Origin of the sequence: Nocardiopsis sp. NPDC006139 (genome assembly GCF_040614155.1) — a bacterium.
Classification (GTDB): domain Bacteria; phylum Actinomycetota; class Actinomycetes; order Streptosporangiales; family Streptosporangiaceae; genus Nocardiopsis; species Nocardiopsis changdeensis.
In genome coordinates this window covers 35,726-58,124 of record NZ_JBEXTT010000017.1, presented here as the reverse complement: position 1 = coordinate 58,124, position 22,399 = coordinate 35,726, and the positions used below count along the sequence as shown (strand labels likewise).

Below are 22,399 nucleotides of genomic sequence, written 5' to 3'. Positions count from 1 at the left end.
CCGGTCCGGTCGCCTCAGCCCAGCCGGCCCAGGGCCTGGCGGCCCAGCTCGCCCAGGAGCCGCACCTCGACGCTGCGGTCCGCGCCCTCCCCGCCGCCGGGGCCGGGCGTGAAGGCGCGCACCACGGTGACGTGCACCTCCCCCTGGCGGGCCAGCAGGGTCGCCAGGAAGGCGCCGTCCCGTTCCGCCAGGGCCAGACGGCTCTGTTCACCGGCGTTGGAGCTCTGGTCCCAGTGGACGCCCTCCTCGTCGCCCCGGACACGGGCGAACTCCTCGTCGAAGCGGTGCCGTGCCCGGTCGGCGTCCTCCCAGGCGGTGTAGGACACGGACAGGCCGTGGAGGCCGCCGTCCGGGCTCAGGGCGCTCCAGGAGCAGCCGCGCTCGCCGGGGATGCCGGAGGACGCCGTGTGCCCCAGTCCGGCCAGGGTCTCCTCGGTCAGAGCGGTGCAGGGGTCGTCGGGGAGCGTGTACGGCCCCGGGCCGAGGTCGAGCCGGCTCGCCTGCTCCGGTCCCGCGTAGGCGAGCAGGTCGGCCGAGGGGGCGCCCTGGGCCGGGGAGACCGCGTCGGTGGGGGAGTCGGCGCCGGCCGGGACGGCGGGCCCGGTCCCGGGGCCGGAGCCCAGGATGAGGGCGCCGGCTGCGAACAAGAGGGCGACGGCGGCCGCGGACACGACCGCGGTCTTCCGGGTGCGGACACGTCGGGCGGGCACGGCGGAGGTGGGCATGGGGGATACCTCGTCGGTGGGGGAGCGCCTGGCATCGTGGTCTTCCCGCCACCCTATGCCGCCCCCCGGGCCCGGCTCCAGACCGGATCCGGGCCCGGGGGCCGGGGCTACCCCAGGCCGAGTTCGCGCAGCCGGGCGCCGGCGGTGGCGCGGTTGGGCACGCCCAGCTTGGCGAGGATGTTGGACACGTGGACGCTGGCCGTCTTGGCGGAGATGAACAGCTCCTCGGCGATGCGGGCGTTGGTGCTCCCGGCGGCGAGCAGCCGGGCGACCTCCAGTTCGCGGGCGGTCAGCCCGGCGGGGGCGGGGGCGGGCGCCCCGCCGGCGGGGCCGACACCGAGCCGGCGGGCCAGGTCGGCGGCGGAGGCGGCCAGCGGGACGGCCCCGTGCCGGTCGGCGGCCTCGTGGGCCGCGCGCACCAGCTCCCGGGCCCGGTCGCGCTCCCCGGCGGCCACGGCGGCGCGGGCGGCCCGCAGCCGGGCGGAGGCCAGGTGGAGGGGCATGGGGGTGTCCTCCCAGGCGGCCACCGCCTTCTCCCAGAGGCCGAGGCGGTCGGCGGGTCCGCCGCCGTCGAGGTCGGCGGCGTAGGCCAGGATCCGGGCGCGGTGGGCGCGCTGCGGGGTGCCGGTGACGGCCATGGCCCCCATGATCTTCACCGCCATGGCCATGACGCGGCGGGCCCGGTCACCCCCTGCACCGCCGTCCCCCGCGCCGTTCCCGCCGGTGCCGGCCCCGGCCGCCCGCGCGGCGGCCTCGGCCATCACGTCGACCAGCGGCCAGGTGTAGCCGCGCGAGGCCTCCAGCTCCAGCTGTTCCAGGGCCTGCTCGGACAGGGCCAGGACGGCGTCCACCGAGCCCTCCGCCAGGCCCGTCTCCAGCTTGGCCAGCAGGTCCAGCTGGATGATGTTCATGCGCTGCGCGCCGGGGACGCGCTCGCCCGGCGCCCAGCGGGAGACCCGCCGGGCGGTCTCCAGGTCGCCGGTGGCGGCGGCGCTGCGGGCCAGCACCGCGTCCACGTAGGAGCGGTCCTTGACGGGGCCGCGGGTGCGCAGGATCATCTCGCAGATCTCTCGGGCCTCGGCCAGGTTGCCGAGCTCGAAGTGGATCTCGGCGCGGTTCTGGTGGTTGAACGTCTTGTGGACCGACGCCCAGCCCATCTCCTCGTGGCGGGCCAGGGACTCCTCCAGCACCCGCAGCCCCTCCTCGTGGCGGCCCAGCTCGCGCAGGAAGTGCCCGAGGTTCCCGGCGCCGCGCGCCTCCAGGGAGGGCTCGGAGACCTCGGCGGCGATCCTCATGGCCTCCTCGATGAGCGGGCGGCCGCGCTCCAGGTCGCCCTCGCCGATGTGGAGGCTGCCCAGGGTGATGCGGGCGTCGGCGGCCGCGCACCGGTCGGTCGGGTCGGAGGTCTCGGCCAGGGCGATCGCCTTCTCGGCCAGCTCGCGCGCCGAGTGCCCGGTCTCGCGCAGGTCGCGCAGCCGCTCCTGGTCGGGCGGGACGAGGCGGTCGGCGCGGTGGCGCAGGCTCTCGCGGGCCAGGACGGACAGCAGGGACGCGTAGCCCGGCATGTGGGGCGGGTGCAGGTCCAGGGCGGCCACCAGGTCGTCGATGCCGCCGCCGCAGGTGGTCAGGGAGCGGGCCAGGCCGCGGCGGCGCAGCAGGGTGGCCTTGACGGCGCGGGTGTGGTCGTCGGCGGGGTCCTCGGGAAGGGTGGCCAGGGCCTCGTCGGCGAGTTCGAGGGCGCGGCGGCCGCGCCCGGCGTCCACGGCGGCGCCGGCGGCGCGGGAGACGACCTCGGCCCAGGTGTGGTCCTGGACCCGTTCCCGGGCGTCGGGCACCTGGTCCCACAGGGACAGGACCCGCTCCAGCATGTCGAGCTCCTCGCTGGAGGCGAGGGTGTCCCCGGCGCGGACGGCGGCCCACCAGGCGGCCTGCAGCGCCCGGGGCAGCTCGCGGGCGGCCATGTAGTGGTGGGCCTCCTCCGAGGCGCGCCGCTCGTAGGGGAACAGGTCGGGCCGCTCGTCGATGAGCAGGGCGAAGCGCAGGTGCAGGCGGGTGTGCGGGCCGGGCAGGAGCTCGCCGTGCACGGCGTCGCGCAGCAGGGCGTGCCGGAACCGGTAGCCCTCGCCGTCGACCTTGAGGACGTTGGCGTCGACCAGGGCGTGCAGGGCGGCCTCGAGGTCGCCGTCGGGCAGGCCGGCGGCCTGGCGCAGCACCTCGTGGTCGATACCGCCGGAGACGGCGCCCACGGAGGCCGTGCGCAGGACGGACCGTGCGGTGTCGTCGAACCCCTGGAGGGGCTCCAGGAGCAGGTCGCGGAACCGGTCGGGGACGTCGCCGTGCCCGGCGGGGGCGTCGGCCAGGGACTCCACGAACAGGGGCACGCCCTCGGTGCGGCGGTAGAGCTCGTCCAGCTCGTGCGGGGCCAGCGGGCGGCCGCCGCGCAGGGCGGCGGCGTGCTCGCCGGTCTCGGTGAGGGTGAGCGGGGCCAGCCGCAGGGACTCCACGCCCGGGACGCGTTCGAGTTCGGGCAGCAGGCGGCGCAGCGGATGGGCGCGGTGCAGGTCGTCGCTGCGGTAGGTGGCGATGATCTGCACACCGGGCAGTTCGAGGTTGCGGATGAGGAAGACGAGCAGGTCGCGGCTGGCGCTGTCGGCCCAGTGCAGGTCCTCCAGGACGAAGGTCACGCCCTCGTCCCCGGCGCTGTGGTAGAGCAGGCGCAGCACCTGTTCGAAGAGGATGCCGCGGTTCTCGGGCTCGTGGAAGGCGCCCCGGCCGCCGGTGCGGTTGGCGGAGAGTTCGCCCAGCTCGGGCAGGAGGCGGGCGAGTTCGCCGGTGCCGCCGGGGGCGGCGGCCGCGAAGAGCTCGGGCCCGCGCTCGCGCAGGAGCCTGCGCAGGATCGCGGTGAAGGGGGCGTAGGCGAGGCCGTCGCCGCCCAGTTGCAGGCAGGCGCCGACGTGCACCGCCCCCGGGGGGAGGGTGGCGGCGAACTCGCTGATGAGGCGGCTCTTGCCGACTCCCGCGTCGCCGCCCAGGAGGATCATGCCGGGGCCTGTGGTGCGGGTGCGACGGGCGTGGTCGCGCAGGGCTCCGAGTTCGGCCTCGCGGCCGATGAACACGGGACCGTTGTCGACAAGAAGGGGCATACCGCTCATTATGCCGACCCTGGGTGTCGGTCCGATGGGAATTTCCGGTCGTGGCGGCGGGGCAGTGGGCCGGTCGGTGCCGGCCGGGCCCGGCCGGGCGGCCCGTCAGGCCGCCCGGCCGAAGCGCTCGGCCCTGCGTTCGTCCCGCTCGCGTCGGCGCGCCTCGGCGCGCTGCTCCCGGGCCTCCTTGCGCAGCTGCGCGGAGCGCAGGCGCTCCTCGGTCATCGCGCGGGCGGTGGCGTTGAGCAGTTCGGGGTTCATGCTGTGCTCCTCGAAGCGGTGTGTCGTGCCGGTGTCCCTCACCGACGTCTCCACGATCCCGCTGAGAACCCCGCCCCCACATCGGGAGAACACCCAGTCCCGAGCACCGTCCCGGGCGGCGGGGCGGACCCCGTCTAAGACATCCGGGCCCGGACCGGGCATCCGGCGGCCCCGGTCTAAGACGTCCCGCCCCGGTCCTGAGACCTCTCCGGCGACCTGCGGGGAGCCGTTCCGGTCCGGGCTCAGGCCAGGCCCAGGTCGCGGGCGCGGGCGCCGGCCGCGGCCCGGTTGGGGGCGCCGAGCTTGGCGAGGATGTTGGAGACGTGCACGCTCGCCGTCTTGGGGGAGATGAACAGCTCAGCGGCGATCTGCGCGTTGGTGCCCCCGGCGGCCAGCAGCCGCAGGACCTCGGCCTCGCGCGGGGTCAGCCCGGCGGGCGCCGCCCGGACCGGGGCGGTGAACCCGGCCCGGCGGCCCAGGTCGGCGGCCTCCCGCGCCAGGGGCTCGGCCCCGCTCGCGGCGGCGGCCGGGCCCACCGGCTCCCACCAGGCGCGGGCCCGCTCCGGGGCGCGCACGGCCAGGGCGGCGCGGGCGGCGCGCAGGCGGGCCGCGGCCAGGTTCAGCACCAGCGGGGTGGCCTCCCAGGCGGCCACCGCCGCCGCCCACCGCTCCAGGACCTCCCGCGGGTCGGCGGCCCCCTCGGCCAGCCGGGCCGCGGTCGAGGCCCGGAACGCCTCCTGCACCGGGCCGTGCACGGGCATCTCCAGGAGTTCCTCCACCCGGGCGCGAGCGGGGTCGCCGGGCCCGGCGCCGGAGCGGCGCACCGCTTCGGCGGCCAGCTCGGTGATCACCCACCCGTACCCGGCCGACCCGGCGAACCCGGGGCGCTCCAGGACCTGCACGGCGTAGGCGCGGGCGGTCTCGGCGTCGCCCTCGGCCAGGAGGAGGTCCAGCCAGGCGGAGGCCGCCTGCTGGGCCTGGTCCACGCGCTCCAGGCTCAGCACGGAGGCGCGGTCGAGCGAGGCGATGCCCGCCTCCCCCAGCTCCCCCCGGGCCGTCCCGGAGCGGGCCGCCTCCAGGTCGCCCTGGGCGATGGCGGCCCGGGACGCCGGGACCAGGAGGAACACCCGGTGCGTGGGGGAGGGGCTGTGGCCCAGAGCCCGGACGGCGATGGCGCGCGCCCCGGCCAGGTCCCCCATCTCGTAGTGGAGTTCGGCGAGGTTCTGCGAGGTGAAGCCGCCGTGCACCCATCCGGAGTCCCTGTGGCCGGGGGCCGCCAGGAAGTCCTCCAGGAGTTCCAGGGCGCGGGTGTGCTGCCCCTGCTCGCGCAGGTAGTGGGAGAGGTTGTTGACGCCGCGGGCCTCCATCATCGGGTCGCCGATGCGGCGGCTCAGCTCGATGGACCGCTTCAGGTAGGGGCGGCCCCGGTCCTCCTCCCCCTGGGCCATGAGGACCGAGCCCAGAGTGACCAGGGCGGCGGCCAGGGCGCTGTCGTCGCCGACCCGCTCGGCCGCGGTGATGGCCTCCGTCGCCAGCTCCTCGGCGGAGCGGTCCAGCGGGCCGCGGCCGTCGGCGCGGACCATGGTCTCGCGGGCCAGGATCGACAGCATGCGCGCGTACCCGGGCATGTGCGGCGGGTGCAGGCGCAGCGCCTCGGCCAGGTCGTCCTCGGCGCCCGGGTCCACACACTGGCTGCGGGCCTGCCCGCGGCGGCGCAGCAGCAGCGCCCGCAGCTCCAGCCCGGCGTCGTCCGCGGGCTCCTCGGGGACCGCGGCCAGGGCCTCGTCGCACAGCTCCCACGCCATGCGGGGGTGTCCGCCCTCCAGGGCGGACAGGGCGGCCTCGGCCAGCACCGCGGGGCGTTCGCGCCCGCCCAGCAGCGCGGCGGCGTCGGGCACCCGGTCCCACAGCTCCAGGACGCGGCGGAGCATCGCCAGGCGCTCCCCGTGGGCCAGGGTCTCCCCGGCGCGCTCGGCCGCGGCCCAGGCGGCGGTCACCGCGCGCGGCAGGTCGTGGGCGGCCTGGAAGTGGTGGGCCAGCTCGGCGGCGCGGCGCTCGGGCGGGACCGTCCCCGGGTGGTCCCCGACGATGCGGGCCAGCAGCAGGTGCAGGCGGGTGCGGGTGCCGGGCAGCAGGGACTCGTGGACGGCCTCGCGCAGCAGCGCGTGCCGGAACCGGTAGCCGTCGCCGTCCACGTGCAGCAGCCGGGCGTCGATCAGGGTGTGCAGGGCGATCTCCAGGTCCCGGTCGCCCAGGTCGGAGGCGTGGCGCAGGGCCTCGTGGGAGACGGTGCCGGAGACCGCGCCGACGGCCGACAGGCGCAGCACGGACAGCGCGGCGTCGTCCAGCCGGTCCACGGGGGCCAGCAGCAGGTCGCGGAAGGCGTCGGGCACGCCGCCGGGCCGGTGCGGGGAGGCGGCCAGGGCCTCCACGTACAGCGGGATGCCGTCGCTGCGCCGGTACAGGTCGTCGAGTTCGGCGGGGGCGGGGGAGCGGCCGGTGAGGGCGCGCACGTGCTCCTCCACCTCCGCGCGGGTGAGCGGCTCCAGCTCCAGCCGGGTCACCGAGGGCAGACGCTCCAGTTCGGGGAGCAGGCGGCGCAGGGGGTGGGTGCGGTGCAGGTCGTCGCTGCGGTAGGTGGCGACGATCTGCACGCCGGGCAGGTCGAGGTTGCGGATGAGGTAGACGAGCAGGTCGCGGGTGGCTCCGTCGGCCCAGTGCAGGTCCTCCAGGACCAGGGTCAGGCCCTCCTCGCCCGCGACGGTCCGCAGCAGGTGCAGGACCAGCCCGAACAGCAGGCCCCGGTCCCGGTGGCCGCCCTCGGGGACCGGGCCCAGCTCGGGGAGCAGGCGGGCGAGCTCGCCCGCCCGCCCCCCGGCGGCGAAGGGCTCCGGCCCGCGCTCGCGCAGGAGCTGGCGCAGGGCTGCGGTGAAGGGCGCGTAGGCCAGGCCGTCCACGCCCAGCTCCAGGCAGCCCCCGACCAGCACGGTCCCCGGCCGCCGCGTCCGGGCGAACTCGGCGACCAGCCGGGACTTGCCGATCCCGGCGTCCCCGCCCAGCAGCAGCGCCCCGGAGCGCTCGGTGCGGCAGAGGTCGGCGTGCTCGGTGAGCGCCGCCAGCGGGGCGGCCCGGCCGACGAGCACCGGAGCGGTTCCAGGGAGTAGGGGCATGGGCGCCATTATCCCCAACGGCGCCGTGTCCGGGGCGCCCCGCGGGGACCGGGCGGCGGCGGGCTCAGGCGGCACGGGCGTAGGCCCGGGGGCCGCTGTCGCGGCGGGGCCACCAGCGGCGGCGACGGGCGCGGCGTTCGGCGCGGGCCCTACGGCGCGCCGCGGCGCGGTGCCCCAGGCGGCGGACGTCCTCCTCGGTCAGGGGCGGATGGTGGGCCAGGAACAGGGCTTCGTGGTACACGTTCTCCTCCTCGCGGCGGGGCCGGGTGCCCCGCCCTCCTTCCTCACTCCACGATCGGTCTGAGGAGGCGGGGCGCGCATCGGGAGAAATCCCCGTTCGCGGTGGAGTATCGGGGTCTTAGGGGGTCTTAGGCGCCCGTGGCGCCTTGTCCGGGTCCGGGACCCCCGGGCGCCCGGTCCGGGACCCCGGACCGGCGTGTCACACATGGTGATCCCGTATGCGCGCATAGTTGTCTTGGGTGGTGTCGTGACCGCACGGACGGAAGGCGCGGATGATGGACGGGATCGGAGGCGGCCTGCGCGGCCGCCGACTGGCGGCCGGGGCGGCCGCCCTGATGGGCGCCGGCCTGGTGGTGTCGGCGCCTGCGGCGCTCGCCGACGCGGGCGGGGACGTGCACACCGCTCCGTCGGCCGAGGAGTCCCCGGAGGCCTTCGTCGGGCTGTCCCTGGCGGTGGAGGGGGAGGCGCCGCTGCCCGGGCACGAGGCGGTGCTGCGGGCGACGGTGGCCAACGGCGACTCCGGCGAGGCGGTGAGCGGCGCGCAGCTCGCCCAGCACGTCCCCGACGACCTGGAGGTCCTGGAGGTGGGCGCCGGCGGGGTGCTGGAGGACGGCATCGTCAACTGGCGGGTGGACGTGCCCGCCGGGGGAGAGCGGGACTACACGGTCCGGGTCCGGGTGGCGGAGGACGTCCAGGGGGCGGAGCGGCTGATGAGCACGGCCTGCCTGCTGCTGGACCGGAACGCCGACCCGACGGCGTGCGCCAGCGACACGGTCGTGGTGGCCTCTCCGACGGTGCTGTCGCGGGTGACGGAGACGGTGGACGGCGCGCTGCTGGCGCGGGTGGCGGGGGCGGCACTGCTGGTGGGGCTGGGGTGGCTGGTGTGGCGGCGCCGGGTGGCGTGAAGTCCACCCGATCGTTACGTCAGAGTGTCAGGAAAAATCCCACCAGTACTACACGCGGTAGTAGTCTAGGGCCATGGCAATCCTCTACTCCGCGCTCGTCTTCCTGCACATGATCGGCCTCGCGGGCATCATCGCGGGCTTCCTCATGCAGCTCATGACCGACAACCCCAAGTCGACCAAGGTCCTGCTGCACAGCTCCCTGCTCCAGCTCGTCACCGGCCTGCTCCTGGTGGGCGTGGCCGAGATGGGCGACCTGGGCGACCTGAACCACATCAAGATCGGCGTCAAGCTGATCATCGCCCTGGCCGTCGTGGTGGTGGGCGTGCTCAACCTGCGCAAGCCCGCCAAGAACCTGGCGATCATCGCCGGCGTGCTCGCCATCGTCAACATCGGCGTCGCCGTCTTCTGGGGATAGGACCCCGCCGGTCCCCGACCGGCGCCGGCGCGGAGCCCGTGAACCGCGTCGGCGCCGGTTTTTCTTTACCCGTGACGCAAGATCTTGCGCGGGCGCCACCGGTGACCCGACGTGGCGGAACGCGATCGCCCCCGGTCCCGGCCGCTGGAGGGACCACGTCCCATTTCGACGCGCGGGTAGTGCTCTATTCACAAAGCCGTAACGGGCCGGTAGTGTGCTCGGCATCACGCAATTTCTTGCATTTCACGCAAGAGGATGCGCGACCCCCCGCAAGCGACACTGGAGCGCCGATGCACCGACGCACCCCCCTGAAAGCGGCCGCCGCCGCGGCCCTGCTCCTCCTCCCCCTGACCGCCCTCCCCGCGTCCGCGGCACCCCTGCCGGCCCCGGCGGAGGCCGCGGCCGCCCGGACCACACCCGACGACGAGGCCCTCGTCCAGCTCTTCCAGTGGAACTGGGACTCCGTCGCCGCCGAGTGCGAGGACTTCCTCGGACCCAACGGCTTCTCCGGGGTCCAGGTGTCCCCGCCCCAGGAGCACGTCGTCATCCCCTTCGCGGAAGGCGGCAACCACCCCTGGTGGCAGGACTACCAGCCCGTCTCCTACCGGCTCGACAACACCCGGCGCGGCACCGCCGAGGAGTTCGCCGCCATGGTCCGGACCTGCCGCGACAACGGCGTGCGCGTCTACGTCGACGCCGTGGTCAACCACATGACCGGCGACGGCGACGGCGTCGGCAGCGCGGGCACCTCCTGGGCCAAGTACGACCACCCCGACCTCTTCGGCGACGGCACCGCCTCCTACGGGTACGACGACTTCGGTCCCTGCTACGAGGAGATCGCGAACTGGAACGACAAGGAGGAGGTCCAGAACTGCCAGCTGGTGGGCCTGGCCGACCTCGACACCGCCGACCCGCGGGTGCGCGACCACATCAAGCGCTACCTCAACGGCCTCGTCGACCTGGGGGTGGGCGGTTTCCGAGTCGACGCCGCCAAGCACGTCCCCGAAGCGCACATCGCCGACATCTTCGGGAACCTGAACACGGTGCCCGGCTTCGGCGGCACCCCCCGCGTCTTCTACGAGGTCTACGGCGACGCCACCGTCCCCTACACCGCCTACGCCCCCTACGGCGAGGTCACCAACTTCGACTACCAGCGCGACGTGGCCGGGAAGTTCAAGGACGGGAACATCGCCGGGCTGGCGCACATGCCGGACTACGGCGGGCTGACCTCGGAGCAGGCCACCGTCTTCATCGACAACCACGACACCCAGCGCTACCACCCGACCCTCACCTACAAGGACGGGGACCGCTACCACCTGGCGACCGCGTTCATGCTGGCCCACCCCTACGGCACCCCCGTGGTGACCTCCGGCTACGACTTCGGCGACAACGTCACCGAGGGCCCGCCCAGCACCGGGTACGCCGAGGGCAACCCGGCGGGCTGGATCACCGAGGACACCGACTGCTCCACCGGCGCATGGGTCTGCTCCCACCGCCACCCCACCGTCGCGGGCATGGTCGCCTTCCGCGCCTCCGCCGGCGACACCGCCCTGGTCCAGCGCGCCACCGACGGGAACGGGCGCCTCGCCTTCGACCGCGGGGCGCGCGGCTTCGCCGCCTTCAACGCCACCGGCGACACCTGGCGGCTGACCTCCGACACCTCCCTGCCCGACGGCACCTACGACAACGCCGCGGGCGGCGGCACCGCCACCGTCTCCGGCGGACGCGTCACCGTCGAGGTGCCCGCGAACGGGGCCGTGGCCCTGCACGTCGACGGCGAGTGCGAGGACGACTGCGGAGGCCCCGACCCGGGCACCGGGGACACCCTGCGGGCGGTCGTCCACACCGTCTGGGGACAGGAGGTGTACGTGGTGGGCTCCACTCCCGGACTCGGGTCCTGGGACCCCTCCCGGGGCGTGAAGCTGTCCACCGACGCCGCCACCTACCCCACCTGGTCCGGCACGGTCGACATCGGAGCCGGCACCGAATGGAAGCTCGTCAAGGTCGACGGCTCCGGCAACGTGGAATGGGAGACGGGGTCCAACCGGGTCGGCCCCGCCGCCACCGTCACCTGGAACCACCGGTGACCGCCTGAGAGGACCCGCCCCGAACGGCGCCCCCGTGCCTCACCCCTCCGGCACGGGGGCGCCCGCGTTCCGCTCGGAGGCGTCGGAGACCGGGTGCGGGCAGGGCCCGCCCGGCTCCACCGCCAGCTCGTAGTGCCACAGCTCGTTGGCGTAGGTCTGGCACAGCCCGTACTCGTGCCCGAACCGCGAGAACCAGTCCGCGGCGTTGGTGTACCCGATGTCCACCGCGTCCCCGCTGACGTGGGTGGACTCCTCGGGCGAGGCCACCCACCGGCTCGCCTCCTCCTCACCGCCGTGCTCGCGCAGCGCCTCCTCCCACAGGTGCTCCTGGTAGCGCTCGCTGCGCCAGCCGCCGGTCACGATCACCACGTCGATCCCCGCGTCCAGGGCGTCCGCCGCGGCCTCCTGGACCGCCGCCAGCAGCTCGGGGTCCAGGTTGGCCAGCGCCGGGACGTCGGCGTCGACCTCCAGCCCCTCGCCCACCGGCACGAACCCGTCCTCCTCGGTCAGCGGCTCGGAGCCGAACGACAGCCGGCCCGCCGCGGCGCCCCCGCCGCCGGCCTCCTGGGACGCGCAGCCCCCCGACACCAGCACGGCCGCCACGGCCGCGGTCGCCGCCCAGCGGCGCACTGCGTTCAACGAACTCCCCCTCGTCCGGAGCCGGGCCCGGCGCCCGGCCTGCGGGGGCCACACCATCAAAGGGGGGGTTGCGTCCGTGTTGAGCGTTCGCGCAACACTTGCGCAACCCAACACTTCCGCAACAGGCGCGCTCCTAGACTCGGGGCCGAGCGGGCCCGGGGAGCCCGCCGGGAAGAGGGGGCAGCACCGTATGCGCGTACTGGTCGTCGAGGACGAGCCCTACATGGCCGAGGCCCTCCAGGCGGGCCTGCGGCAGGAGGCCATCGCCGCCGACATCGCCCTGGACGGGGACCGGGCGCTGGAACGCGTCGCCGTCAACGACTACGACGCGGTCGTCCTGGACCGGGACATCCCCGGCGTGCACGGCGACGAGGTGTGCGCCGTCCTGGTCCGCGACCACCCCGGCACCCGGATCCTCATGCTCACCGCCGCCGGACGGCTGCGCGACAAGGTCGACGGGTTCTCCCTGGGCGCCGACGACTACCTCACCAAGCCGTTCGCCCTGGAGGAGCTGGTGGTGCGCCTGCGCGCCCTGGCCCGGCGCCCGGCCACCGCCGTCGACCCGGTGCTGCGGGTCGGCGACCTGCGCCTGGACCCCTACCGGCGGGAGGCCCACCGGGGGGCCCGCCCGCTGCGGCTGCCCCGCAAGCAGTTCGCCGTCCTCGAACTGCTCATGCGCGCCGACGGGGCCGTGGTCACCGCAGAGACCCTGCTGGAGAAGGTGTGGGACGAGCACGCCGACCCCTTCACCAGCGCGCCCCGGGTCGCGGTCTCCCACCTGCGCAAGGCCCTGGGCGCCCCCGACCCCGTCGTCACCGTTCCCGGCGTCGGCTACCGTCTGGTCGACCCCGGGCGGGAGCGGTGAACCGGGCCCCGCTGCGGCGGCCGGGACTGCCGGTCAGCGCCCGCCTGCGCCTGACCCTGGGCTACGCCGCCTTCCTGGTCGTGTCCGGGATGGCGGTCCTGGCCGGGGTGTACATCGTCGTCCGCTACATCCCCGACTACCCGCTGACCACCGCCGACCCCAGTGTGACCCACGTCAACATCACCTCCCGGGGGCAGATCGTGGACGCCCTGGTGGACGTGACCCTGTGGGTGCTGCTCGCGCTGGCCGCCATCGGCCTGACCGGGGGCTGGTTCCTGGCCGGGTGGGTGCTCAGGCCCCTGCACCGCATCGACGCGGCGGTCCGCACCGTCGCCGCCGGCCGGCTGGACCACCGCATCCGCCTGACCGGTCCCGACGACGAGTTCCGGCGGCTGGCCGACGCCTTCGACCACATGCTCGACCGGCTCCAGGACGCCTTCGCCGTGCAGGAGCGGTTCGCCGCCAACGCCTCCCACGAACTGCGCACCCCGCTGGCGATCACCGCCACCATGCTCGACGTGGCCCGCCGCGAACCCGGCCACGACCCGGTGCTCGACCGGCTGACCGAGGTCAACTCCCGCGCGGTCGGCATCACCGAGGCGCTGCTGCGGCTGGCCGACGTGGACGCCGTCACCGCGGCCGCCGAACCCCTGGACCTGGCCGACCCGGTCCGCCGCGCCGTCGCCGAGGCCCGGGAGGAGGCCGGACGGCGCGGCGTCGGCCTGCGCCTGGACGCGGCGCCCGCGCCGGTGACCGGGGACGCCGAACTGCTGCTGCGGCTGGCCGACAACCTCGTGCGCAACGCCCTGCGCCACAACGTGGAGGACGGCACCGCCACCGTCTCCGTCGGCCGAGCCCCGGACGGGTCCGCCGTGCTGCGCACCGAGAACACCGGCCCCGTGCTGGCCCCGGAGACCGTCGCCCGGCTCACCGAGCCGTTCCTGCGCGGCGAGGGCCGCACCAGGCGCGGCGGCGATGGCTACGGGCTGGGCCTGGCCCTGGTCTCCCGGGTCGTGGCCGTCCACGGCGGGACCCTGGACCTCGCACCCCGCCCCGGTGGGGGCCTGACCGCCACCGTCACCCTCCCCGGCCGTTCCTAGGCTGTGCTCTTTCGAACCTCCGCCGCGCTTCGGCCCGCCGGGCGCCTCGCGAACCCCCGGCGGCACAGGAGAGCGTTCGAGAACAGGTCCTAGTCGTCGTAGAAGACGCGCTCCATCACGGCCCGCGCCCGGCGGGTCGTGCGCAGGTACGCCTCCGTCAGCTGCTCGGCGGGCCCCGCCCACAGGCCCTCCTCGTCCTGGGCGCTGCGGCAGCCCATGGCGGTGGCCAGCGCCGCCCGCACCCGCAGGTCGGTGGGGAGCGAGTCGCCGCCCCGGCCGCGCACCAGCATCACCATGCCGCGCACCCGCGAGGCCAGCCGCCAGGCCTGCTCCAGGACGGCGCCGTCGTCGGCGGTCAGGAACCCGTGGGCGACCGCCGCCTCCAGCGCCTCCAGGGTGCCGGTGGTGCGCAGGTCCGGGTACTCGTGGGCGTGGCGCAGCTGGGTCAGCTGCGCCACCCACTCCACGTCCGACAGCCCGCCCCGGCCCAGCTTGGTGTGCAGGGTCGGGTCGGCGCCGCGCGGCAGCCGCTCGGCCTCCATGCGCGCCTTGAGCTTGCGGATCTCCAGCACCGACGCGGAGTCGATCCCGCCCGCCGGATAGCGGATCGGGTCGATGAGCGCGGTGAACGCGGCCCGCAGCTCCGGGTCGCCGGCCACCGGCCGGGCCCGCAGCAGCGCCTGGCTCTCCCACACCTGCGACCAGCGGCCGTAGTAGGCGGCGTAGGAGTCCAGGGTGCGCACCACCGGGCCGCTCCTGCCCTCGGGCCGCAGGTCGGTGTCGACCTTCAGCGGCGGCTCGGCCGCGGGCATCTCCAACAGCCGCGCCAGCTCCCGGACGACCGCCATCGCCTGCCGGGTCGCCGCGGTGGTGTCCACGCCGGGCAGCGGGGCGTGCACGTACATGACGTCGGCGTCGCTGGCGTAGGTCAGCTCACCGCCCCCGAACCGGCCCATCGCGACCACGCACACCCGGGTCAGCTCCTCGCCGTCGGCCTCCAGCACCCGGGCGGTGGCCACCCGCAGGGCGGCGTCGATGGTCACCGCGGAGATGTCGGTGAGGGCCGAGCCCACCTCCCGGACGTCGGAGACCTCCAACAGGTCGGCGGCGGCGGTGCGCAGCAGCTCGCGGCGGCGCAGCGCCCGCACCGCCGACACCGACTCCTCGGCGGTGGCGTAGCGGCGCAGCGCCGCGTCGGCCTCGGCGGCCAGCGACCCGGGGTCGCGGCGCACCAGGTCGGCGTCGTCGGCGAGCACCTTGATCGCGTCGGGGGCGCGCAGCAGCAGGTCGGTGACGTAGCGGCTGGTGCCCAGCAGCCACGCCATGCGCTCGGCGACCCGGACGTCGTCGCGCAGCAGCCTCAGGTACCACGGGGTGGTGCCCAGCGAGTCGCTGACCTGGCGGAACCCCAGCAGCCCCGCGTCGGGGTCGGGGGCGTCGGAGAACCAGCCCAGCATCACCGGGAGCAGGGTGCGCTGTATGGCCGCGCGCCGGGACACGCCCGAGGTCAGCGACTCCAGGTGGCGCAGCGCCCCGGCCGGGTCGGCGAATCCCAGCGCCTCCAGCCGGTCGCGGGCCTGCTCGGGGGACAGGCGCACCTCCCCGCCGGGCAGCTTGGCGACGGCGTTCAGCAGCGGCCGGTAGAACAGCTTCTCGTGCAGGCGGCGCACCTCGGCGGCGACCTTGCGGCGGGCCTCGGTCAGCTCCCGCACCGGGTCGGCGACGAAGCCCAGGGCCCGGCCCAGCCGCCGCAGCTCCGCCTGCCCGTCGGCGGTCGCGCCGTCGGGCATCAGGTGGGTGCGGCGCAGCCGCTCCAGCTGCAGCAGGTGCTCCAGCCGGCGCAGGAACCGGTAGGCGTCGGCGAGCCCGGCGGCGTCCTGGCGGCCCACGTACCCGTGCTCGGACAGGGCGGCCAGCGCCACCAGGGTGGTGCCCGACCGCAGCCGGTCGTCGGCCCGGCCGTGGACCAGCTGGAGCAGCTGCACGGAGAACTCGATGTCGCGCAGCCCGCCCGGGCCCAGCTTGAGCTCCCGGTCGGCCTGCCCGGCGGGGATGTGCTCCAGCACCCGGCGGCGCATCGCCTGCACGTCCTCGACGAAGTCCTTGCGCGCGGACGCCTGCCACACCATGGGCGTGATGACGTCCATGTAGGCGCGGCCCAGCTCCGCGTCCCCGGCGATCGGCCGCGCCTTGAGCAGGGCCTGGAACTCCCAGGTCTTGGCCCAGCGCTCGTAGTAGGCGCGGTGCCCCGACAGCGGGCGCACCAGCGGGCCGTTCCTGCCCTCCGGGCGCAGCGCCGGGTCTACCTCCCACAGGGTGCCCTCGGCGTCGGTCTCGACGGGCACCCGCATCATGGCGGTGGCCAGCCGGGTCGCCGAACGCATCGCCGCCTGCTCGTCCGCCGGCTCCCCGTCCCCGGGGTCCCCGGCGGGCTCGGCCACGAACACCACGTCCACGTCGCTGACGTAGTTGAGCTCGCGGCCCCCGCACTTGCCCATGCCGATGACGGCCAGGCGGCAGCGGGCGGCGTCCTCGGGGTGCTCGGCGCGGGCCACCGCCAGCGCGCCGTCCAGCAGGGCGGCGGCCAGGTCGGCCAGCTCGGCGGCGACCGCGTCCACGGTGACCAGCCCCGTCAGGTCGCGGCCGGCCAGCCGCAGCACCCGGCGCCGGTAGGCGACGCGCAGCACGTGGCGCAGCTCGGCGGCGGAACGGGTGCCGGAGAGGTCGGCGGCCGGAGCGGGGGAGTGGGGGTCGGCGCCCACGGTGTGCAGCAGCCCCCGGCGCAGCTCCTCCGGCTCGGGGGTGCGGGCGGCGTCGGCGCCGCGCAGCTCCCGCCAGTCGCCGGGGTGGCGCACCAGGTGGTCGGTGAGGGCACCGCCGGTGCCCAGCACCCGGCACAGCCGCTCCCGCAGGTCGGAGTCCTCGCGCAGGGCGTCGCGCAGGACGTCCGGGTCGGGGTCGCTCTCCAGGACCCGGATGAGCCCCAGCAGGGCCTGGTCGGGATCGGGGGCCGCCGCCAGGGAGTCGATCACGGCCGTGTCGGCGGAGGAGTCCAGCCCCGCCCCCGTCAGCAGCCGCAGGGCCCGCGGGCTGTCACTGAAGCCGCGCCGTGCGAGCGAGCCTGCCGTCATGGTGTCTGTTCCGTCCCTTGCCACGCGTCAACGGTAGCCGCACGGCCCCGGGACGGCCGCACGGTGAGGGCCGGAACACCTCCATGCGCCCCGTCGCCGGGTTCGCCCGGGGATGGTCCGGAACCGGGTCGGGGCCGGTATCCGAACGGATACCGGCCCCGGGCGGGGAGGCGCGCCCGCGCGGGCGCGCCTCCCCGGGGAGCTGCGCTACGGCCTAGATGTCGTAGTAGAGCTCGAACTCGCGCGGGTGGGGGCGCAGGCGCAGGGAGTCGATCTCCTCGGTGCGCTTGAAGTCCACGTAGGTCTCCAGGAGGTCCTTCGTGAACACGCCGCCCTCCAGGAGGAACTCGTGGTCCTCCTCGACCGCGTTGAGCGCGTCGTCCAGCGAGGCCGGGACCGTCTTGATGGCCTTGGCCTCGGCCGGCGGCAGCTCGTAGAGGTCCTTGTCCACGGGCTCCGGCGGCTCGATCTTGTTCTTGATGCCGTCGATGCCGGCCATGAGCATGGCGGAGAAGGCCAGGTACGGGTTGGCCGACGGGTCCGGCACGCGGAACTCGATGCGCTTGGCCTTGGGGTTGGAGCCGGTCAGCGGCAGGCGGATGCACGCGGAGCGGTTGCGCTGGCTGTAGACCAGGTTGATCGGGGCCTCGTAGCCGGGCACCAGGCGGTGGTAGGAGTTCACCGTCGGGTTGGTGAAGGCGAGCAGTGCCGGGGCGTGCTTGAGCAGGCCGCCGATGTAGTAGCGGGCCGTGTCGGACAGCTGGCCGTAGCCGGACTCGTCGAAGAACAGCGGCTCGCCGTCCTTCCACAGGCTCTGGTGGCAGTGCATGCCGGAGCCGTTGTCGCCGAACAGCGGCTTGGGCATGAAGGTCGCCGTCTTGCCCGCGTTGTTGGCCACGTTCTTGACGATGTACTTGTACAGCTGCACGCGGTCGGCCTGCTGGAGCAGCGTGCCGAACTTGATGCCGATCTCGGCCTGGCCGGCGGTGCCGACCTCGTGGTGCTGGAGCTCGACCTCGATGCCCGCCTCGATGAGGGTGCGGACCATGTCCGAGCGCAGGTCGCTGTAGTGGTCGACCGGCTCGACGGGGAAGTAGCCGCCCTTGTAGCGGGGACGGTAGCCGCGGTTGCCGCCCTCGAGGGCCGAACCGGTGTTCCAGGCGCCCTCGATGGAGTCGATCTCGTAGAAGCCGGTGTTGGACCGGGTCTCGAACTTGACGTCGTCGAAGATGTAGAACTCGGCCTCGGGGCCGAAGAAGGCGGTGTCGGCGACACCGGAGCCGCGCAGGAACGCCTCGGCCTTGCGGGCGACGTTGCGCGGGTCGCGGCTGTACGACTCCAGGGTGAGGGGGTCGTGGACGAAGAACGTCATGTTCAGCGTCTTGTACTTGCGGAACGGGTCCAGCACGCCGGTGCTCAGGTCGGGGAGCAGCAGCATGTCGGACTCGTGGATGGCCTGGAAACCGCGGATCGACGAGCCGTCGAACATCTGACCGTCGGTGAACGTCGAGGCGTCGACGTTCTCGGTCGGGAGGGTAACGTGGTTCACGCCTCCGAACAGGTCCGTGAAACGGACGTCGAGGAACTTGACGTCCTCGTCCCGGATGAAAGCGAGCACCTCGTCGACGCTGCTGAACAAAACGAACCTCCGTGCAGGTGGCTGAGACGACCGGATCCGCGGGCCGCCCCATCGCGGACGCGGCGGATCGACGCGGTGTCTCCCGGCTTCGCTGACGAAGCTAGGAGCGCGGGATTTCCATGCCGTGTCTCCATTGTTTCCTGCATGTTACGGACTCCGGTGTTTTCGCAGACCATACCGCCTGACCCGGTGATTCCTGTGTGTACAGGGCGAAAACGGGACGCAGGGAGGCCCGGATGTGGCCCGCGCCACGGCGCCGCCGGGCCCGGGGCGGGCCCGTGCGGGCGACCCGGGACGAGGCCGCGCGCGGCGGTGGATACCGTGGAGGCATGAGCGAGGACAGGGCCGTGACCGACGACGACTTCCGCTACCGCGGCAACCGGCTGGGCCTGCCCGAACACGGACCCGACTCGGTGCCCGGCGTGGGCCGCCGCCTGGCCGGCCTGCTGCTGGACTGGCTGCTCGCGCTGCTCATCGCCGCCGGGCTGTACTCGGCCGGGGCCATCGGCGCGGGTGTCGCCGACGAGCAGCAGGCCACCACCCTGGTCAGCAACACCGCCCTCGTGGTGTTCGCCGCCATGAACATCGTGCTGCTCAGCCTGTTCGGCACCTCGGTCGGCCGCCGCCTGGTCGGCGTGCGGATCAAGGCCACCGGCGAGCGCTCCTGGCCGTGGTTCGCCTCCATGGCCGTGCGCACCCTCCTGCTGTGCCTGGTCATCCCGGCCGTCATCTACGACCGCGACACCCGCGGCCTCCACGACCGCGCCGCGGGCACCGTGGCCGTCCGCATCTGAGCACCCGGGTCCCGGCGCGGATGACGACGGGATCAACAGCCCCTCCGGTGCTGTTAGCATCCGATTCTCGGTCACACCGTCCCGGGACTGTGTGATCCCCTCATCGGACGCCCGGCGTCCCCTCCCTCCCGGGTCTCACCGCACCCCTCGAAGGTTCGCCATGGCTGGAAAACGCTCCGCCCCACGCCCCGCCGGCTTCCTGGACGCCGTGCGCCTGTCCACGGGGCAGTGGGTCGCCTGCGCGGTCACCGCGCTGTCGATCGTGGGGAGCCTGGGCGGCTACCTCTGGTACCAGGGCATCGCCAACAACATCACGACCGCCCAGGTCGACACCGACGAGTGGGACCGGCCCACCAGCGTCGAGGGTGTCATGAACCTCCTGGTCATCGGGTCGGACGTGCGCTCGGGGGAGAACGCGAACTACGGCGAGGCCGAGGGCGAGCGCCCCGACATGATGCTCATCGCCAGCATCAACGTCGACCGCGGCGCCGTCACCATGGTCAACCTGCCCCGCGACCTGGTCGTGGACCTGCCCGGCTGCGAGGCGGTCGAGGGCTACGAGGGGATGGCCCCGCAGAGCGGCATGATCAACTCGGCGATGACCTTCGGCGGCGTGGGCTGCCAGTGGAACGCCGTCGAGCAGGTCACCGGGGTCCACCTGGACCACTTCGTCATGATGGACTTCACCGGGTTCAAGGACATGGTCGACGCCGTCGGCGGCGTGCAGATGTGCATCCCCGCTCCCATCGACGACCCCAAGGCCCACCTGACCCTGGAGGCCGGGGAGCAGACCCTGGACGGCGAGCAGTCGCTGGGTTACGTGCGCTCCCGCTACGGCCAGGGCGACGGCAGCGACCTGTCCCGCATCGAGCGCCAGCAGCAGTTCATGGGCGCCATGCTGCGCCAGGTCCTCAGCAGCGAGGTGATGACCAGCCCCCTGGCCATCACCAACTTCCTCAACGCGGTCACCGAATCGGTCACCGCCGACGACGGTTTCACCGTCGACACGATGACCGACATCGCGATCTCCATGCGCGAGGTGGACCTGAACAGGATCCAGTTCGTCACCGTGCCCAACGGCCAGCACCCGGCCGACCCCAACCGCCTGGCGCTGAGCCAGCCCGCCGCCTCCGAGCTCTTCACGGCCATCAACTCCGGCGCCGACCTCTCCGGGGGCGCGGAGGAGGAAGAGGACGGGGACGAGGGGGGCGAGGAGGCCGACGACGCCGAGAGCGGCCCGACCCCGGCCGACATCTCCCTGGACGTGCTCAACGGCACCGGGATCGAGGGCCTGGCCGGCCAGGTCGCCGAGCGGCTGACCACCGACGGGTACACGGTGAACGCCACCGGCAACCCCCAGGTCCGCGTCCCCGCGGTCACCACCGTCTACTACGCGCCCGGCCAGGAGGCCGCCGCCGAGCTGCTGGCGGGGTCGCTGGAGACCGCGGTCACCGAGGAGGCCGCCGGGCTCACCGGCACCCTCGAACTGGTCCTCGGCCCGGACTGGACCGGGTTCAAGGGCGACGAGGAGGAGGCCGCGCCGGAGATCTCGGTCACCGAGGACCTGGGCGGGATCACCGCGGAGGAGAAGCCCGAGAGCGCCTGCTGATCCCCAGGGGGACATTCCGGTCGAAGGGGTTCGTTACCCTTACTTGACCGAAACCCGGCCTTCGGCGTACCGTGCGGTAGCGTTCGGCCGTGATCCCGTCGTGACCCCCGGGCCCGCCCGGGAGAACGGCCTCCCCCTTCCCTTGTCCCTGAACGGATCGCAGGTGCCCTCTTGGCTCCCAGACACGTGTCCAGAACGGCGAAGTCCACGGCGAAGGCGTGGATGTCCCCGGGTCAGTGGGCGGCCTGCGGGCTGACGGGCGTCGTCATCGCGGCCAGCCTGGTCGGCTACGCGGGCTACCGCGACGCCCTGGCGGTGCAGACCGAGGACATCAACACCGACGCCTGGGGCGACCGCCCGGCGCAGGTGGACGGGATCCACAACATCCTGCTGCTGGCCACCGACGAGCGGGCCGGGGAGGACGCCGAGTACAGCGTCGCCAACGGGATCCGCCCGGACGTCCTGGTGCTGGTCAACATCGACGTCGACAAGGGCGGGGTGACCATGGTCAACATGCCCCGCGACCTCATGGTCACCATGCCCGGCTGCGACCCCGTCGAGGACAAGCCCGGCATCACCGCGGGGACGGTGGACCAGCTCAACCACGCCATGTTCTACGGCGGGATGGACTGCCAGGGCAAGACCATCGAGAACATCACCGGCGTCCACCTGGAGCACATGGTCCTCGTCGACTTCGCCGGGTTCCAGGCCATCGTCGACTCCATCGGCGGGATCGACATGTGCATCCCCGAGCCGCTCCAGGACCCCAAGGCCAAGCTCGACCTGCCCGCCGGGGAGCAGACCCTGGACGGCACCCAGGCGCTCGCCCTGGCCCGTTCCCGGGACACCACCGAGAACGGCAGCGACCTGGACCGGATCAAGCGCCAGCAGCAGATGATCGGCGCGATCCTGCGCAAGGTCACCACCGGCGAGGTCATGACCAGCCCCGCCACCCTCTACGACTTCTTCGGCTCGGTCACCGACAGCATGACCACCGACAGCGAGTTCAGCGTCGACGAGATGGCCGAGCTCGCCATCGCCATGCGCGGGGTGGACCTGGGGCGGATGAACATGGTGACGGTCCCGGTCGAGGACTACAACGACGCCAAGGTCCAGCTCATGGAGCCCCAGGCGTCCGAGCTGTTCGCGGCGGTCGCCGCGGGCGAGGCGACCAGGCCCGAAGAGGAGGAGAAGCCGGAGGAGGCGGCCGAGGAGGCCCCCGAGGAGTCCGTCTCGCCCTCCGACGTCTCGGTGTACATCGTCAACAACCAGGGCACCCAGGGGCTGGCCGGACAGGTGGAGCCGCTGCTGACCGGGCTGGGCTTCACCGTCACCGGCTCGGGCAACCCCACCACCCGGGCCCCGCAGCAGACCACGGTCTACCACGCCCCGGGCGAGCAGGCGCAGGCGCAGGCCGTGGCCGACGCGCTGGTCAGCGGGGCGCAGATCGAGGAGGCCGCGGACCTGTCCGGCTCGGTCGAGCTGGTCATGGGCACCGACTGGCAGGGCGTCGCCCTGGAGGGCTCCGAGTCCGGCGGCGAGTCCGGCGGGGAGTCCGCGGACGACCCGCTGGCGGGTCTGAGCGGCACCTCCGCCGATCAGGCCGTCGACTGCGGCTAGGCCCGCACGCCACGCACCACAGGGCCCCGGGAGCGCCGAACGCGCCCCGGGGCCCT

The 22,399-nt window shown here is 74.2% G+C and carries 16 protein-coding genes; 8 read left to right on the top strand and 8 right to left on the bottom strand.

Features of this window, described 5'->3' with window-relative positions; genetic code table 11:
- Positions 1-14: 14 nt before the first annotated feature.
- The 5 genes from ABZ249_RS21695 to ABZ249_RS21675 form a co-directional block, all read right to left on the bottom strand.
- Complete coding sequence (locus ABZ249_RS21695; RefSeq protein WP_355265785.1) at positions 15-725, bottom strand: hypothetical protein; 711 nt, start codon at positions 723-725, stop codon at positions 15-17.
- A 107-nt stretch (positions 726-832) separates the two neighbouring features.
- The gene (locus ABZ249_RS21690; RefSeq protein WP_355265782.1) at positions 833-3,877 is read right to left on the bottom strand and encodes an AAA family ATPase; all 3,045 of its coding nucleotides are present in this window, start codon (positions 3,875-3,877) and stop codon (positions 833-835) included.
- 96 nt (positions 3,878-3,973) lie between these two features.
- Entirely contained in the window at positions 3,974-4,129 is a 156-nt protein-coding gene (locus tag ABZ249_RS21685) for a hypothetical protein (RefSeq protein WP_220559850.1), read from the bottom strand.
- A gap of 242 nt (positions 4,130-4,371) precedes the next feature.
- Positions 4,372-7,299, bottom strand: coding sequence for an AAA family ATPase (locus ABZ249_RS21680; RefSeq protein WP_355265779.1), 2,928 nt, complete (start codon positions 7,297-7,299; stop codon positions 4,372-4,374).
- A 64-nt stretch (positions 7,300-7,363) separates the two neighbouring features.
- Positions 7,364-7,540, bottom strand: a complete 177-nt coding sequence (locus ABZ249_RS21675; protein WP_355265776.1) for a hypothetical protein — start codon at positions 7,538-7,540, stop codon at positions 7,364-7,366.
- A 274-nt stretch (positions 7,541-7,814) separates the two neighbouring features.
- Between ABZ249_RS21675 and ABZ249_RS21670 the strand changes: the two genes are divergently transcribed.
- The 3 genes from ABZ249_RS21670 (at position 7,815) to ABZ249_RS21660 (ending at position 10,946) form a co-directional block, all read left to right on the top strand.
- On the top strand, positions 7,815-8,444 hold the full coding sequence (locus ABZ249_RS21670) for a hypothetical protein (protein ID WP_355265773.1): 630 nt from the start codon (positions 7,815-7,817) through the stop codon (positions 8,442-8,444).
- Positions 8,445-8,517: 73 nt separating this feature from the next.
- Positions 8,518-8,859 carry a hypothetical protein gene (locus tag ABZ249_RS21665; RefSeq protein ID WP_355265770.1) on the top strand — a complete coding sequence of 114 codons (342 nt, stop codon included), beginning with the start codon at positions 8,518-8,520 and terminating at the stop codon, positions 8,857-8,859.
- Positions 8,860-9,149: 290 nt separating this feature from the next.
- A complete protein-coding gene (locus ABZ249_RS21660; protein ID WP_355265767.1) occupies positions 9,150-10,946 on the top strand; it encodes a carbohydrate-binding module family 20 domain-containing protein in 1,797 nt (598 codons plus the stop codon).
- 39 nt (positions 10,947-10,985) lie between these two features.
- On the opposite strand, the gene ABZ249_RS21655 is transcribed toward ABZ249_RS21660, so the two are convergent.
- Positions 10,986-11,576: a M15 family metallopeptidase gene (locus ABZ249_RS21655; RefSeq protein WP_355266009.1), complete on the bottom strand. Its 591-nt coding sequence runs from the start codon at positions 11,574-11,576 to the stop codon at positions 10,986-10,988.
- Positions 11,577-11,775: 199 nt separating this feature from the next.
- Here ABZ249_RS21655 and ABZ249_RS21650 point away from each other — a divergent pair, with 199 nt between their 5' ends.
- A complete protein-coding gene (locus ABZ249_RS21650) occupies positions 11,776-12,450 on the top strand; it encodes a response regulator transcription factor (RefSeq protein WP_355265764.1) in 675 nt (224 codons plus the stop codon).
- Positions 12,447-13,550, top strand: a complete 1,104-nt coding sequence (locus ABZ249_RS21645; RefSeq protein ID WP_355265762.1) for a HAMP domain-containing sensor histidine kinase — start codon at positions 12,447-12,449, stop codon at positions 13,548-13,550. Before ABZ249_RS21650 ends, ABZ249_RS21645 begins: the two co-directional genes overlap by 4 nt.
- 89 nt (positions 13,551-13,639) lie before the next feature.
- On the opposite strand, the gene ABZ249_RS21640 is transcribed toward ABZ249_RS21645, so the two are convergent.
- Together ABZ249_RS21640 and glnA are read right to left on the bottom strand one after the other, a co-directional pair.
- Positions 13,640-16,681 (bottom strand): bifunctional [glutamine synthetase] adenylyltransferase/[glutamine synthetase]-adenylyl-L-tyrosine phosphorylase, encoded by a 3,042-nt coding sequence (locus tag ABZ249_RS21640; RefSeq protein ID WP_355265759.1) that lies wholly within the window; start codon positions 16,679-16,681, stop codon positions 13,640-13,642.
- A gap of 214 nt (positions 16,682-16,895) precedes the next feature.
- Positions 16,896-18,320, bottom strand: a complete 1,425-nt coding sequence (gene glnA / locus ABZ249_RS21635) for a type I glutamate--ammonia ligase (RefSeq protein ID WP_220559860.1) — start codon at positions 18,318-18,320, stop codon at positions 16,896-16,898.
- Between the two features lie 329 nt (positions 18,321-18,649).
- Between glnA and ABZ249_RS21630 the strand changes: the two genes are divergently transcribed.
- The 3 genes from ABZ249_RS21630 to ABZ249_RS21620 all read left to right on the top strand — a co-directional run bounded on the left by ABZ249_RS21630 (position 18,650) and on the right by ABZ249_RS21620 (position 22,343).
- Complete coding sequence (locus ABZ249_RS21630) at positions 18,650-19,114, top strand: RDD family protein (RefSeq protein ID WP_355265756.1); 465 nt, start codon at positions 18,650-18,652, stop codon at positions 19,112-19,114.
- Between the two features lie 160 nt (positions 19,115-19,274).
- On the top strand, positions 19,275-20,723 hold the full coding sequence (locus ABZ249_RS21625) for an LCP family protein (protein ID WP_355265753.1): 1,449 nt from the start codon (positions 19,275-19,277) through the stop codon (positions 20,721-20,723).
- Positions 20,724-20,945: 222 nt separating this feature from the next.
- Positions 20,946-22,343, top strand: coding sequence for an LCP family protein (locus tag ABZ249_RS21620; protein WP_355265750.1), 1,398 nt, complete (start codon positions 20,946-20,948; stop codon positions 22,341-22,343).
- Positions 22,344-22,399 lie beyond the last annotated feature (56 nt).

Bases quoted from the DNA above. Each gene is read 5' to 3' on its own strand.
- ABZ249_RS21695 (WP_355265785.1), bottom strand. From the start codon at position 725: ATGCCCACCTCCGCCGTGCCCGCCCGACGTGTCCGCACCCGGAAGACC.
- ABZ249_RS21690 (WP_355265782.1), bottom strand. From the start codon at position 3,877: ATGAGCGGTATGCCCCTTCTTGTCGACAACGGTCCCGTGTTCATCGGC.
- ABZ249_RS21685 (WP_220559850.1), bottom strand. From the start codon at position 4,129: ATGAACCCCGAACTGCTCAACGCCACCGCCCGCGCGATGACCGAGGAG.
- ABZ249_RS21680 (WP_355265779.1), bottom strand. From the start codon at position 7,299: ATGCCCCTACTCCCTGGAACCGCTCCGGTGCTCGTCGGCCGGGCCGCC.
- ABZ249_RS21670 (WP_355265773.1), top strand. From the start codon at position 7,815: ATGGACGGGATCGGAGGCGGCCTGCGCGGCCGCCGACTGGCGGCCGGG.
- ABZ249_RS21665 (WP_355265770.1), top strand. From the start codon at position 8,518: ATGGCAATCCTCTACTCCGCGCTCGTCTTCCTGCACATGATCGGCCTC.
- ABZ249_RS21660 (WP_355265767.1), top strand. From the start codon at position 9,150: ATGCACCGACGCACCCCCCTGAAAGCGGCCGCCGCCGCGGCCCTGCTC.
- ABZ249_RS21650 (WP_355265764.1), top strand. From the start codon at position 11,776: ATGCGCGTACTGGTCGTCGAGGACGAGCCCTACATGGCCGAGGCCCTC.
- ABZ249_RS21640 (WP_355265759.1), bottom strand. From the start codon at position 16,681: ATGACGGCAGGCTCGCTCGCACGGCGCGGCTTCAGTGACAGCCCGCGG.
- ABZ249_RS21630 (WP_355265756.1), top strand. From the start codon at position 18,650: ATGAGCGAGGACAGGGCCGTGACCGACGACGACTTCCGCTACCGCGGC.
- ABZ249_RS21625 (WP_355265753.1), top strand. From the start codon at position 19,275: ATGGCTGGAAAACGCTCCGCCCCACGCCCCGCCGGCTTCCTGGACGCC.
- ABZ249_RS21620 (WP_355265750.1), top strand. From the start codon at position 20,946: ATGTCCCCGGGTCAGTGGGCGGCCTGCGGGCTGACGGGCGTCGTCATC.